This window comes from Pseudomonas sp. Leaf59 (genome assembly GCF_920984685.1).
GTDB lineage: Bacteria > Pseudomonadota > Gammaproteobacteria > Pseudomonadales > Pseudomonadaceae > Aquipseudomonas.
This window is the reverse complement of record NZ_CAKLBR010000025.1, coordinates 1-13572: the sequence shown is the minus strand read 5'-3', so window position 1 is coordinate 13572 and position 13572 is coordinate 1. Positions and strand designations below refer to the sequence as shown.

Here is a 13572-nt window from a genome sequence, read left to right as displayed (position 1 = left end):
AAAAATCTGAGATTGATGTCGGCGCTGATCTTGGTGCCGGAGCTCGCCCACAAGTCAGTTATAAAAATGGGCAAGAAGTCCCTTACGGCACTTCGGGTAGCGATGGCGTTTTGTTCCTGACCCAGCAGGGCGAAGGATTCAGCCCCAACCGCCTGACGCAACTGGTGCGCGAACACATCGAAAAAGCCAACACCGGCAAGCGTGGCAGTTGCCATTTGGCGTCGCTGATCTGTAGAAATTCTATTTTTTAGCGGGGTGCTTTTGCAAGGCATCAAAACGCTGTTCTATTGGCAAGAGCTTTCAACCCTACAGTCTTCCAAACAGTTGCCGACATACTCTGGAGGCATGAAACGCATCCAACCATAAACACCCAAAACACCAAGGGACTGCCGTGAAAAACCTTCTCCTCATTCTCCTCACCACCCTCATCCTCGGCGGCTGCGTCAGCCACCCGCTCACACCGGAAAATCGCGCGCAGGTCAAAACCGTGAAAGTGCTGCCCGTGAAGTGGGGCAAGAACATGGTGTATTTCGGTCGTGAACAGGCCTGGGGCGCGGCGCTGGGAGCCGGGCTGGGTGCCGGCGTGGGCATGGCGAGCGGGGCGTCGAAGGTGGGGACCGCGGCGTTGAGCGGTGCCGGGTTTGCCGCCGGCATGAAGCTTGGGCAGTTGGCTGAAATGTCGACGCCGGCAGCGATATTGACGGTGATGGACGCCGAAAACATCGACGTGGGTGTATTGCTCAAGCAGGGCTTTGTCGATGCGTTGGGCAAGACGTCAACGCTCAAGGTGGTGGGTGACGATGAGCCCGCCGATGCGCAGATTCAGCTGACGGTGACCGAGTGGGGGTTTCGCCTGACCCAGGGGTTCAGCAGCGTGATCTACCCGACCATTTCGGTGATTGCGCAGATGGACCGTGGCGACCAGATGATCTGGCGCACGTTTGAGACGATCACGCCGTTCAATGGCCAGAATGTGTATGGCTACACGCCGCTGACCTACCGCACCGACCCCGAGGCCTTGCGCCGGGCGCTGACTGGGATCACGCAGATCTCCGGCCAGTATCTGGTGAAGGAGCTCAAGTAAGCCTAGTGGATCTTCATGTTCTGCAGGGTTCACATATCCGCGCGAAACAACTTGAGAACCCCCCTTAACTCCGTAAAATGCGCCAGCCGTTGCGGCACTACAGGTTCAGGGACGAATGCAGACGCACGTGTTACTCCTCCCGGAATCGCCGCAGGCCTCAGCTCTGCCGATTTTCCATTTCAGGAGCAACACGTGAAGACACTCTCCAAAATCCTGCTGTCTGGCCTCACCGCCGCAGCGCTGTTGACCGTGGCCGGTTGCGCCACCGAGAGCAACCGCGCGATGCCGGTGGAGCAGGTCGCCAGCGCCAAGATCGCCTATTCCGGCGTGCGCGTGCCGATTGCCGTGGGCAAATTCGATAACCGCTCCAGCTACATGCGCGGCATTTTCTCCGATGGCGTCGACCGCCTCGGTGGCCAGGCCAAGACCATCCTCATCACCCACCTGCAGCAGACCAACCGCTTCAACGTGCTGGACCGCGACAACATGGGCGAAATCTCCCAGGAAGCCGCGATCAAAGGCACTGTGCAGAAGCTCAAGGGCGCCGACTACGTAGTGACCGGCGATGTAACCGAGTTCGGTCGCAAAGAGACCGGCGACCGCCAACTGTTCGGCATTCTTGGCCGTGGCAAAACCCAGGTGGCCTACGCCAAAGTCGCTCTGAATATCGTCAACATCAGCACGTCCGAAGTGGTGTATTCCACCCAGGGCGCCGGTGAGTACGCGCTGTCCAATCGTGAAGTGATCGGCTTCGGCGGCACCGCCAGCTACGACTCCACCCTCAATGGCAAGGTGCTGGACCTGGCCATGCGCGAAGCGATCAACCGCCTGGTCGACGGCATCAACGCCGGCGCCTGGAACCCGCGCAACTGATCAGCCACACCACAAGGAGCAGTACACGGATGAGCAAGGCAGTGAAGTTGGCGTTGATGCTGACAGCAATCGCAGCGGTCGCCGGGTGCCAGACGGCGCCCCAGCCCCTGTATCAATGGGAAAGCTATCAGCCGCAGGTTTACGAGTACTTCAAGGGCGAGCCCAAGGAGGCGCAAGTCGAGGCACTCGAGCGCGATCTGCAGAAGATCAACGCCAGTGGCCGCAAGGCGCCGCCGGGTTACCACGCGCATTTGGGCATGCTGTACATGAGCATGGGCAAGGATGACCAGATGGTGCAGGAGCTGCGTACCGAGAAGGCCTTGTTCCCTGAGTCCGCCGCTTACATGGACTTTCTGCTGAAAAACGCCAAGGCCGGAGTCGCCCTCAAATGAACCTCTTGAAACTCACCGGCGCCTTGCTGGCCCTGGCTTTGCTCGGCGGTTGCGCGGCGCCCAAGACCATTGATTACACGGCCTACAAACAGGCGCGGCCCAAGTCGATCCTGGTGCTGCCGCCGATCAACGAGTCGCCAGAAGTGCAGGCTTCCTACAGCCTGGTGTCGCAGGTGACCTACCCCTTGGCCGAAGCCGGCTACTACGTGTTGCCGATCGCGCTGGTGGACGAAACCTTCCGCCAGAACGGCCTGACCACCGCCAACGATATCCAGGCCGTGCCGCCCACCAAACTGCATGACATCTTTGGTGCCGACGCAGCGCTGTACATTACGGTCAGCGAGTACGGCACCAAGTACATGCTGATCTCCAGCGACACCTCCGTGACGGCTTCGGCCAAACTGGTCGACCTGCGTACCGGCACCACCCTGTGGACCGGCGCGGCGCGTGCGTCCAGCGAGGAAGGCAACAACAACGGCGGCGGCCTGGTGGGCATGCTGATCACGGCGGCGGTCAAGCAGGTGATCAACAGCTCCACCGATGCGGCGCACCCGATTGCCGGGATTACCAGCGCTCGCCTGCTGTCGGCAGGGCAACGCACCGGCATTCTGTACGGCCCGCGTAATCCGAAATACGGCACCGACTGACGTGTTTTAAAAGCCGTGTCTGGCCGCCCGGTCAGCGCAGGCTTTTGCTGTTCAGTTCACCAGGATGTCCTTGGGCTTGATCAATTGCGTGCTGTTCACCCGGAACCCTGGCTTGCCTGTGCCGGTCAGGTCGATGGCGACGAAATAGCGATGGATAGCCGGGTCGAAACTGACGATGGTTTCGCCGGCTCGCCCAGTGAAGGCAGTGACGAGTTTGAGGTGCGTATTGGCCTCGTTCTCCAGGCCGCGCAGGTCCATTTTGTCGACGCCGGTGGTGAGGTCCATGATTTCATCCGGTGCCTCAGGCGTGGAATCGCTGGCGCGTTCATAGACGAACGTGTCGGCGCCTCGGCCGCCGCGCAGCCGGTCCGCGCCGCTCTGGCCCGTGAGCCGGTTAGCAGCGTCGTTACCGATCAAGGTGTCATGGCCGGAACCGCCGACGGCATTTTCAATGGTGCAGTCGCGCGCGATGGAAACGTTGCCTCGCAAGCCCCCCACATCGGAGAACGAACCCGCCCTGAGGTTGATGACCTGGTCGTTTCCGTAACCCGAGACATCCAGCGTGTCGTTGCCCCCGCCATCCCAGATGCAGAACGCGGCGCTGTCCCGGTAATTTCGAAGGGAGTAGTAATCCCTGCCGCTATTGGAATTGAAGCCGTAGGTGTTGTCTTCCCGACGAATGTGATGATTGGCCCCGTACCTTTTTTGCACGGCGCTGATGTCGTCCATCATTGGTGCTTTCGGCTTTTCTCCAAGCTGTTTGCCGCAGTGTTCGGCGCCGAAGTAACTCATGACGCTATGAGCTCTGGAGTCCTGTACGTGGCGAGGCGCCTTTGCCCCGGTCCAACCGTCGTAATGGCCCGGATGAGTCAGCCCTAAGGTGTGACCAATTTCGTGGGTCAGATCGTGGCGTGTCACTCGGCGTGGGTTGTAAAGCGTATTGCCGCTGTTCCAGAAGTGCCCGGGGAAAAAGCCCACTGCAGTGCCGACGTGTCTGGAAATGCCGAAGCTCAATCGACCTTCTGTCTGGCAATCGCTCTGAGTGAACTCCAGGTTGGCGACATCACTCCAGGATTGCATGGAGCGTCGGGCGTTCTGCTTTTGAGCTTCGTTGAACCGTCGCGCATGGGTGTTGAAGGTATAGGAAATTTCAGTCTTGCCGTTCCGATCCCGGTCATGCCACTTGTCCGTGTTACGGGTGAGTTGCTCCACGGCTTGCTGCTTGTCGAGCGAGCGCTTGTGGATCCTGGCCGCGTGCGGATCGTCCGGGCGCAGGGTCTGGTCGTAGTTGGCGTTGTGAGTACTGTTGGTTGGAGGGTGCGGGCGGTGATTCGGCTGCACATAAGGCAGTGGTGGCTTGCGCACATAGCGGTGCGGAATAAACGGCTGCATAAATGGCCGAAAGAGCGTTCCAATCCACCGATTGAAAGGTCGCAGAGCGGGTTGAACGTACGGTTGATAGGCATAAAAGGGCGCGCTGAAATGTATTCTCACGATGGTATTTTCCACTGGGTGCTGTCACCTTTCCTTACTTGAACGATGCCGCAGATTCCCTGTGCAGGGGGTAAAACTGCCAGCCCGGGAAAGAGTTTCCAAAGGTGGTTATGTGTCCGAACAAGACTTTTTTGGACGGTTGGACAGAGGGCAAAGTGTTTATGCAATGTTCAATTTCAACCCTCGACCCCGTCGCTACTGGCCATGCCGCCCGGTCCGTGGAATCTATCCAGATTGACCGGCGAATGAACCTACCGGGTGAATTGCTGCATCTGACCCAAGTGAGCGAGCCATTCACACGCTCGTTTAAGCCAATACCCCGGCCCTCCACAATCCAGTGTGGGAGGGGGCTTGCGCCCGATAGCGGTATGCCATTCACTGAATTGTCTGACTGACACGCCGCGACCAACAGGAGCCCGCCCCTCAAATGCCCACCCCGGCTGCCTCACCCAGCGACGAATCGCTGCTGGCCCGCTACCGAACCGGTGACGCCGCTGCGTTCGAAGCGCTCTACGCACGTCACCGCCAGGGCCTCTACCGATTTCTCGTGGCCCTGTGCAACAAGGCCGAACTGGCCGAAGAGATCTATCAGGAAACCTGGCTGAGCCTGATCCGCAGCACCACCCAGCCACAGGGCCGCGCGAGTTTTCGCACCTGGCTGTTCCAGATTGCCCGCAACCGCCTGATCGATCACTGGCGCAAGCACGGCATCCACAGCCCACTGCACGACAGCTACGACGAACAACTGCACGCCCAGCCCGACCATGACGCCGGCCCCGAGCAGCAACTGAGCCTGAGCCGCGACCAGGCCCGCCTCGACGCCGCCCTGCAAGGCCTGCCCGACGACCAGCGCGAAGTCTTCCTGCTGCGCCTGCACGGCGACCTCGACGTACCGCAAATCGCCGCCCTCACCAACGCCCCGCTGGAAACCGTCAAAAGCCGCCTGCGCTACGCCCAGCAGAAACTGCGCCGCCTGCTGGCCGAGGAGATCACCGCATGACCGACAAACGCGCCACACCGGATCCCGATGACACGCTGCAGCACTATCGCCAACACAGCCCGGGCGAACCGCCTGCAGCCCTCGACGCCTTCCTCCTCGACACCGCCCGACGTGAGGCCCCAGCGCCGCAGATGAGCGTGTGGCAACGCTGGCGCAACGTCTGTAAACAACCGCGCTGGCAAATGGCATTCGCCACGGTGGCCGGGCTGGCGTTGATGGTGGGGGTGGTGATGCGTGAGCCGGTGGCGCATAACGAGATATCCACTGCGACGTTTTCTGTGCAGGCACCGATGGCTCGGATTGCGATGGCGCCCAGGGATGAGAGTGCAGGGGCGATGGTGGGTCAATCTGAAGTCGGACGATTTAGCAAACGCACGCCGGTGGCAGGGCCTACGTTGGAGGAGGGGTTACGGGAGATTGTCGCGCTACGTGAGGCGGGGGAAAGCAGAGCGGCGGATGAGAAGCTGCTGGCGTTGCATGAGCGGTTTCCGCAGGAGGATTTGCCGGGGTTGTTGGAGGGGTTGCGAGGGCGTTGACGTAAAAAAGCCCCAGACCTTTCGACCTGAGGCTTCTTCATCTATATCTGGTGCACCCGGCGGGATTCGAACCCACGACCCCTGCCTTCGGAGTCCTAAAAGTCGACGTTTAGAATCAATACGTTAGCGCGGATTAGCCGGGAAATCAAAGGGTTGGGGTAGCTGGGGTTAGCGGGTTTTCGCCGTGATTAGCGGGCGGAGTGTGGCATATTTGTGGCAGCTTAATCGTGGCAGGGACGCCTTTACCGATCGACTTAGACTGAGCAAAACCCTCTTCCAATATTTGCTGGCGATGCACGATCCGGCCTGTTCAGTCATCACGTATGTGACAGCCTAAAGGCATCGTTCGATCTATTCGCCGAATCGACGGGAGAAAATCTGAAATTCTAGGGGTAGATAACCATATACACACGCAGATTTCTTTTATTTTTCCCGTGGTGTTTACGCGTTGTTTGGCTTGACTGCTTTATCAAAAACGCCGACGGCCTTGCAGGCTTGAAGAAAGCCGTTCTTCAAGAAATTTTCGTTGGTATACGGTGACTTTTCTGTGTGGTGGGCTACAGCTTGCAAGTAAGCTTCTGGGGCTCTGCCTTGCGTTTTAGCGGACTCTTCGTGCCAGCGCCATTCGTCCAGCACTTCCACAACCCATGCTTTTGCATCTGGGCCGCAGAACTTTGCGCGATAGCGCTCTTCAATTCCGTACACATCTTTCCAGGTAGCGATCTGCTCTTCTAATTCAAGCGGGCCAAAGCTAAGGCCGATATCTGCGCGAGTCAGCTTTTCTGGATCAGCATGCTGCAGAGTCACTTGTACGGTGATGCGATAGGGCTGAATCGAGAAAGGATAGAACATCTTGCGGCGGGTCTGATGATGGCAGGGGTCTTTAGGAGTTAATGCAGTATCCTTGCTACCTTTATAGCTGCTATTGCAGTGATGGCAGGCAGGTACTAAATTTCTAAAATTGATTGAATTGAAGGGGTAGATTGCCTTGGGTAGGTAGTGGTCGTAAGCATCCCGATAGCTGTGATCTGGGCCCAGTAAGTCACTGATCCCACAAAACGGGCATTTACCTCGGCTATTGGTGCCAGTAAACTTTGTGTAATGATCGTCAATGATGCCGATTTTGTCTTTGAGTGCTGCCAGTCCCAGCAATGCTTGTGAGTAAAGGTTCTTAAAAAATGATGCGAGATGCTCGCTAAGTATCGGATGAAGTTTGGCTACATCCGTATAGCGAACAAGCTGTGCTGCGGGGTCGTTGTTGCATATTTTTTTCAAGTCATTGTTACCCCAGTACCATTTTTTGAGCTGTTTAATCTGTGACGATGATAAGGGTTCAAAAAGCTCGTAAATCGACTTTACATCTTTGTAGAACGCCTTCCCGCGTTCGGCCGCTTGTGCAGAAAAACCAAACTCTACCATGACCTCCTTTAGATCTGGTTTTCCCTTGAAAAGATCCGGGTGAAATACAAGGCCCACCGGCGCTTTACACCATACTTCAAAGAAAATGAAGTCAATAAAGGCCTGCATATTCTCCATCTGGTGAGGCACATAGGTGTAGGGGAACAACATCAGCTCTGCTCCCCCCCTTGGCCTTTCTGAACACTATCGTGCATGGATTTGATAAGCATCACCTTTTCCACTGAATCGCCAAGTTCGCGATCCAACTGGGTAATTAGTGTTGAAATATCCTCACCCTGTTCAAAGCGTGTCCGTAGGCTTTCAAGCAAGGCATGGGCGCGGCCACCGATGGTTTCGCGTTTGCCGAAAGTTGTCATGGTGATCTTATTGATTGACGCTCCCAGAGTGTTGTATTCGGGATGGGAGATGCTTACAACGCCGGTATTGGAATCCTTATCGAACACCAGTACTTTCTCCGGCTTGCTGTCCGAGATCAGGAACGGTGAGTGTGTGGTAATCAGCATTTCCTGGCTGGTTCCTGTATGTTCTTTCAGGCAACTGCGTAGACGGCTGATGAAGTTCGCCCGCCATTCCGGGTTGAAATGGGTTTCCGGTTCATCCATTAGAAATAGGCTGTTGGTGTTGCGGAATAGCAGGCAAAGGCCGAGGCTGTGCAGCAGCTGATGTTCGCCGTCCGACAACTCCTTGAGCAGCATTGGTTTGGTTACGCCTTGCTTTGTAAAGTAGAAGTTTTTAAAACGCATAATGCGTTCGTCAGACGCAAGTGTTGGTATTGTCTCGCTAACGTAGTGACTTTTTGAGCGATAAATATCGGTCTTGAGAGTGTCACTTACCGTATACAGGTTCAGCACCAGTAGCACCTGCAGGGCCTGAAATAACTCCAAAGGGGAGGCATCGAAGTTATCTCGAAATGACTCTTTAGTCGCTTCATTTACGCAATAGTCAAGGACCAGTGTGTCGGTGGCCTCATCTTGATAAAACATAGTGGCGCAGCGTTTGAGTTTTTCGATGATTGACGATCTTTCATCACTTTCTAGAAGATACATCAAATTTACGGTGTAGGAATCGCTCTCTTCGTTTAATGAAATAGCTGGGTTATCTGAAAAGTAACTTTCCTGGGAGTATCCAGATTCGATGTAGTCGTCAGAGGTCAATTGGGTTGCTTGTTTGGCGGAGATCTCTATGCTTCGTTTGAGGATGATACGGAACTGGCTCAATGCCTCGATACCTACATCTTCGCGGAAGGGTTGTAGGGTGGCATCATCCTGAAACAGCAGGTTGCATAACAGAATGGCCTGGCTGAACCCGTTATCTAGGTAAGCCAGTCTCGCTTCCGGATGCCCGGAATAACTTAGCTGCTGAGCCAGCGCGTTCCAGTATTCGTCAAATTGCACAAAGCGCATCTTGAAAAACGGCAAACTTAGAATTTGGTTTTCGCCCGACGAATACCCCAAAACATATTGAGGTAGAAGAAAATCTCTTTCTTCATCAGTTAAAGTGCTAAACCCATCAGTAATGAATTTTTCCGCATTAATCCAAGCTAACCACGGTGAATCATCTGGCTCCTTCAAAACACGAACATGTGCATATGAATATCCTTGCTGCTTTTTGTAGGAGAGTGGAACTTCTATTAAGTACTCCAATTCATAGGCGTTGGGTTCGCCCTCGCTCTCCTTTATGCCTTCCGGGTTACTTACCGGATTGTAGTCGAAAATTTTCGGGAGAAAATTTCGCCTTACCCGTTGGATTTCTAATTGATAGAAGATCGCCGCTAACGCTTCTAGCATGTTGGACTTGCCACTGCCGTTGGAGCCTGCGCAAACAAAGGGCGCGAACTCATCAGGTTGCGCAAGCTCCTCTTGCACTGCTCGGTCAGTGCGGAAGTAGTGCTCGAAACCACATGGTAGACTGCGGAAGCCTGACGGGTCAGTGATCTTGAGACGCAATAATTTCATACCTGCACAGCCTTGAGCTGAACACGGTTGCCCGCATCATCATGCGCCTGGGTCAGTGTTCCCGAGTTTATTGCTTTAAAGACCCAGTATTTAATTGTTTCGTATTCCTCAGCACCAAGTTCGATGTCGTTGTTTGGGTGAAGTTTGATTAGTCGATTCTTATGATCTTCTTCGAGAGTCTTATCTTCCAATAGTGCCTGTAACTTATCGGTAAGTCGAGCTTGCGCAGCAGCCATAAAGAGTTGGACTGAAAATGGCTTGGTGCCCAGTTGACTACGATAAGACTCAAGCCACTGGGCGATCACCGCACTCCGCGAACCTGAATTCTCTAGAGCATCCAGTAAGTCGTCGGTGTCGGGTAGGCTTAGGGTAAGGTTTTGCTCTGTTTTGAAGTGTACGGGATTAATTAACTTGGCGTTCTCTTCCTCCGACTCCATTCCAGGCAACAACATGCCTGACAAATCCAAATCACCCTTAAGCATTTTCTGGCTTAGTGTGTTGTAGAGAGCTTCAAGATCGGAGAGGCTTTGCTGGTAGCAGGATTTGAGGCTTTCGATCTTCTCAACGACAACTGCAAATTTCGCCTGCAACTCAATGGGCGGTTTCGGAACCTCCAATCTTCTTAAAATCTCAAGGTTAATATTTTTTTGTGCAGCTGCTGGTGCATTTTTCTCGAGAATTTTTTGAAAAAACCAGAATAGTCCATGTATGTAGAGTACATGTGCTTCATTCTCGAAGGCGGAAAACGCTACAATGCTATCTGGAAAACAGGAGTCAAAAGTCAGAACGCCCGTTTGTGCAATGTTAGCAGCTATCGTTATGCACAATGTTCCCGATGGCCACATTTTGCTCTGGGAAAAGCCAACGTCCGAATAAGTCTGTTTGTAAGATGTTATGTAAGTTCCTGAGTTCGAGACTTCGCCAGTCTGAATCAATGGATATTTTCCGCCCAGTAGCTCAGGGGCATTTCTAGGACGGTGCTTGGATATCCCCCTGTTTAAGGTTCCGAGTTTTTCTAGTGGTTCTTTCACCCAGTTTTTTTCGTTTCGGACTGGGTCGCCAAACATCTTAAGAAATACGCTTTTGAGCAAGTCATCAAACTGCTTCAGGTGTTTTTTTCGTTGTGTAATCAACCCATCTACTTTCTCAAGTAGGTGAGCAATACGAATTTGGTCGTTAAGGGGCCATGCTGGAATAGTGAAGTTTTCTAGAAAATCGGCTGGAACACGTTTGTGTCCCGCTGCTCCTTTCATCGATTTTTTGCCAAGAAACCGGAGCCGGCTGCTCCGGACAAGATGAAAAAGAAATCTTGGGTCGAGCTTTTCAGGAATCGCGCGCAGTACGTGAAACTCGGTAGATCCGAAGCCTAACTGATGTTCAAGTTTTTCAGTAAATGCCGACTTCCCATTTTCAAAACACGGGGTTATTTTCGCCAACAATACATCGCCACGCTGGAAGTATGTAAATCCTTTTTTTACCTCTTTCAGTGACCTAGTTTCCTGATGAATTATCTCTCCATCTTCAGAAACGGACGCCATTGCAAGAAACGAAGTTTCTTGTGAGTCATCAAGCCCTTTCGGTGGACGGGGATTTATCTGCGCGACCTGAGCAAGTGGGATCATAATCATCCCACGATCCCCTTAAGCTCCAGCAACTGGCGCACAATGCCGCCCTGTACCTTAGCCATTTCCATTTCCTCCAACTCACCGATTTCGGCCTGAATGAGTCGATCCAGAATCATACTCGGCTCGTCGTAGTGCACTTCCTCGAATACGTCCTTTGTGTAGCGACTGAAAGAGAGGTCATAACCCTCAGTTTCGATACTAGTGCGGGGAACAGTAAAGTATTTTGCGGTGCGGTCGGTATCGGTGGCCGGGTTGCGGGCATGATACTTGGCAACGATGTCCTGTAAATCACCGTAGCCCTCCTGTTTGCTTCGCTTGTCATCCATTGAATAGCCGTCGGTGGCCATTTCATAAAACCACACGTGTTCGGTGGCGGGTTGGGTGACTTTGTCCTGCGGCCCCCACACTTTGGTGAACAAGAGCATGGCGGTACTAACCCCAGCGTAGGGTTTGAACACGCCGCTGGGTAGGGTAATTACGGCTTTCAGGTCGCAACGAACGACGAGCAACTGTCGTAAGATCTTGAAAGCACTACCAGAGCCGAATAAAACGCCTTGTGGAACAATCACACAGGCGGTGCCGCCTTTCTTGAGTAGGCGGTAGATGTTCTCTACAAAGAGAAGTTCGGTTTTGGTCGTAGCCAATTGAAGGTTTTCGTTGATGTCGCTCTTGTCGATACTGCCAGTAAATGGTGGGTTGGCCATCACAATGTCGTATTCAGCTTCTTCGTTGTAGCTCTTACTCAGTGTATCTTTGTAGTCGATGTGCGGCTCGTCGAGGCCGTGCATCATCAGGTTCATCAGCCCAAGGCGCACCATGGTGCTATCTATGTCGTAACCCCAAAGAGACTCTTGCAGGATAGCCTGAGCTTTTTCGGTGAGTGCGGCAGCAACCGAGGTACGCAAGAAGCCGTCCTCATCGGGGGATAGTTCTTTCGTCCCTGTCCCCTTTTTCATGTTAGATAGGGCGAGCTGGGTGACAATGTATTGATAAGCGCCAAGAAGGAAACCACCGGACCCACAGGCGGGGTCGGCGATCTTGTGCCCCAGCTGGGGTTGTACCAGCTCCGCCATCAGTTTAATGATGTGGCGGGGGGTGCGGAACTGTCCGTTTTTGCCCGCGGTGGCGATCTCAGAAAGCAGCATTTCATAGACGTCCCCTTGAATATCTTGAAATGCCTGACCGTTTTCCCGGGAATCCGTCTCCATAATCTCGAAGATTTCGTCGATAGTTTTCACTGCCTCAACCAGCAGTGCTGGTTTGGAGATCACGAACACGGCGTTTTTCATATGATGCGTGAAATTTGATTCGGCGCCGTTTAAATCCTTCAGGAACGGGAACACTTTCCCTTGCACATGTTGAAGCATATTTTGGGCTTGTAAGCGTTTGAATTCGCTCCAGCGCAAAGTGTGCTTGTCTATGGCAAAGCGCTTCTCATCTAGCAGTTTCTTTGCCCATTCGTCAGCTGAGTCTTTGTCGTCCCATCGTGCGCGATACTCCGGTGGAATCCAGCTTCCTTCAAACTTCGAGTTGTATTTTTCGCCGGTGAACTCAGCGTCCGACTGGCGTTTGAGATCCTGTTCATCCAACCTTTTCATGAATAGGAGGTAGGTGATCTGTTCAATAGCAGTAAGCGGATTGCTGATGCCGCCGCTCCAGAATTTGTTCCAGAGCTGGTCGATTTTGCTTTTGAGTCCGGGGTTGTTTTGCAGCATGAGATTGCCTGTGCTTTAGGCGGCCAACCGTTCGGTCAGCTGCAGGATTTCGTTGATTTCAACCGGGCTGAACACGCCGCGAATACCTTGTGGATGAATGACTGTGAAGGGCGCGTTGATCAAGTCTTTCTTCTCCACCCGTTCGCGCTCGACAATGAAGTTCTCCAGTAGATTGAGGAACTCTAATTGGCGGCTGCTGAGGGTTGTGTGGGCACGGATGAACTGGTCAAAGGCGGCGCTGACTTCGTCAGAGAAACTCTTAAGTATCTCAATGCCGAGAATGTGTCGGATGAACTGGATGAGGCGGGCCTTTCGGTTCTTGTAGACTTGGCGCAGCAGGCCTTCGGTGATATGTGGGTATTCTTCGTGGAGAAGCTGAGCGAGTTCGTTGGCTTCATCTACGCTGACCGCCTCACCGTCTTTGATTTTCTGCAGCGCCTGGTTGTGCTCTGTTAGCTCGGCAACACAGGCCTCAACCATTTCCCGGTAGCGGGTGATGCTGACGGCCTCGTGCTGGGGGCCGAACTCCACCCATTCTTTCTTGTGTAGCTCGTCAATCAAATCAAGATGCGTTTGCTCCCCGCCGCGTTTTTGCTCGCGGAATTTCATCAGTGACCCGAGTTTGGTCACCATGCTATCGAAGGCATCTTCGTCGGCCTTTACCCAGTATTGGCTGGTTTGAGCCGCGCGGATCAGCGCTTCTTCCTGGTGCGCCAGGCATGGCGCGTTGCGCGAAGCGCAACCAGTTTGGCTGTGGTGGCCACGCTGGTGACTTGGAGGTGAAAGTCCTCTACACACCCGGCAAGGGGAAGTGTTAGCCAGAGGCAAGGGT

General features: G+C 53.9%; 12 protein-coding genes. 6 read left to right on the top strand and 6 right to left on the bottom strand.

All coding sequences use genetic code 11. The annotated features are described in order from the left end of the window. The first annotated feature begins 391 nt into the window (after positions 1–391). The 4 genes from LUB09_RS21405 (at position 392) to LUB09_RS21390 (ending at position 2996) form a co-directional block, all read left to right on the top strand. Positions 392–1084 carry a hypothetical protein gene (locus LUB09_RS21405; RefSeq protein ID WP_231423626.1) on the top strand — a complete coding sequence of 231 codons (693 nt, stop codon included), beginning with the start codon at positions 392–394 and terminating at the stop codon, positions 1082–1084. Positions 1085–1276: 192 nt separating this feature from the next. Then, the gene (locus LUB09_RS21400; RefSeq protein WP_057009902.1) at positions 1277–1957 is read left to right on the top strand and encodes a CsgG/HfaB family protein; all 681 of its coding nucleotides are present in this window, start codon (positions 1277–1279) and stop codon (positions 1955–1957) included. A gap of 29 nt (positions 1958–1986) precedes the next feature. Beyond that, on the top strand, positions 1987–2349 hold the full coding sequence (locus LUB09_RS21395; RefSeq protein ID WP_003238711.1) for a DUF4810 domain-containing protein: 363 nt from the start codon (positions 1987–1989) through the stop codon (positions 2347–2349). Then, complete coding sequence (locus LUB09_RS21390; protein WP_003238713.1) at positions 2346–2996, top strand: DUF799 domain-containing protein; 651 nt, start codon at positions 2346–2348, stop codon at positions 2994–2996. Before LUB09_RS21395 ends, LUB09_RS21390 begins: the two co-directional genes overlap by 4 nt. 51 nt (positions 2997–3047) lie before the next feature. On the opposite strand, the gene LUB09_RS21385 is transcribed toward LUB09_RS21390, so the two are convergent. Next, positions 3048–4505, bottom strand: coding sequence for a M10 family metallopeptidase C-terminal domain-containing protein (locus LUB09_RS21385; RefSeq protein ID WP_231423625.1), 1458 nt, complete (start codon positions 4503–4505; stop codon positions 3048–3050). A gap of 412 nt (positions 4506–4917) precedes the next feature. Between LUB09_RS21385 and LUB09_RS21380 the strand changes: the two genes are divergently transcribed. Beyond that, complete coding sequence (locus LUB09_RS21380) at positions 4918–5490, top strand: RNA polymerase sigma factor (protein ID WP_231423624.1); 573 nt, start codon at positions 4918–4920, stop codon at positions 5488–5490. Further along, positions 5487–6026, top strand: coding sequence for a hypothetical protein (locus tag LUB09_RS21375; RefSeq protein ID WP_231423623.1), 540 nt, complete (start codon positions 5487–5489; stop codon positions 6024–6026). Before LUB09_RS21380 ends, LUB09_RS21375 begins: the two co-directional genes overlap by 4 nt. A 441-nt stretch (positions 6027–6467) precedes the next feature. Here LUB09_RS21375 and LUB09_RS21370 read toward each other — a convergent pair whose 3' ends face one another. The 5 genes from LUB09_RS21370 to LUB09_RS21350 all read right to left on the bottom strand — a co-directional run. After that, entirely contained in the window at positions 6468–7595 is a 1128-nt protein-coding gene (locus tag LUB09_RS21370; RefSeq protein WP_231423622.1) for an HNH endonuclease, read from the bottom strand. Further along, positions 7595–9400 carry a restriction system-associated AAA family ATPase gene (locus LUB09_RS21365; protein ID WP_231423621.1) on the bottom strand — a complete coding sequence of 602 codons (1806 nt, stop codon included), beginning with the start codon at positions 9398–9400 and terminating at the stop codon, positions 7595–7597. The genes LUB09_RS21370 and LUB09_RS21365 overlap by 1 nt, the downstream gene beginning before the upstream one ends. After that, complete coding sequence (locus tag LUB09_RS21360) at positions 9397–11028, bottom strand: restriction endonuclease subunit S (RefSeq protein WP_231423620.1); 1632 nt, start codon at positions 11026–11028, stop codon at positions 9397–9399. The genes LUB09_RS21365 and LUB09_RS21360 overlap by 4 nt, the downstream gene beginning before the upstream one ends. Then, positions 11025–12740, bottom strand: a complete 1716-nt coding sequence (locus tag LUB09_RS21355) for a type I restriction-modification system subunit M (RefSeq protein WP_231423619.1) — start codon at positions 12738–12740, stop codon at positions 11025–11027. Before LUB09_RS21355 ends, LUB09_RS21360 begins: the two co-directional genes overlap by 4 nt. 15 nt (positions 12741–12755) lie before the next feature. Next, a partial coding sequence (locus LUB09_RS21350) for a type I restriction-modification enzyme R subunit C-terminal domain-containing protein (protein WP_331282182.1) occupies positions 12756–13572 on the bottom strand: 817 nt, incomplete at its 5' end.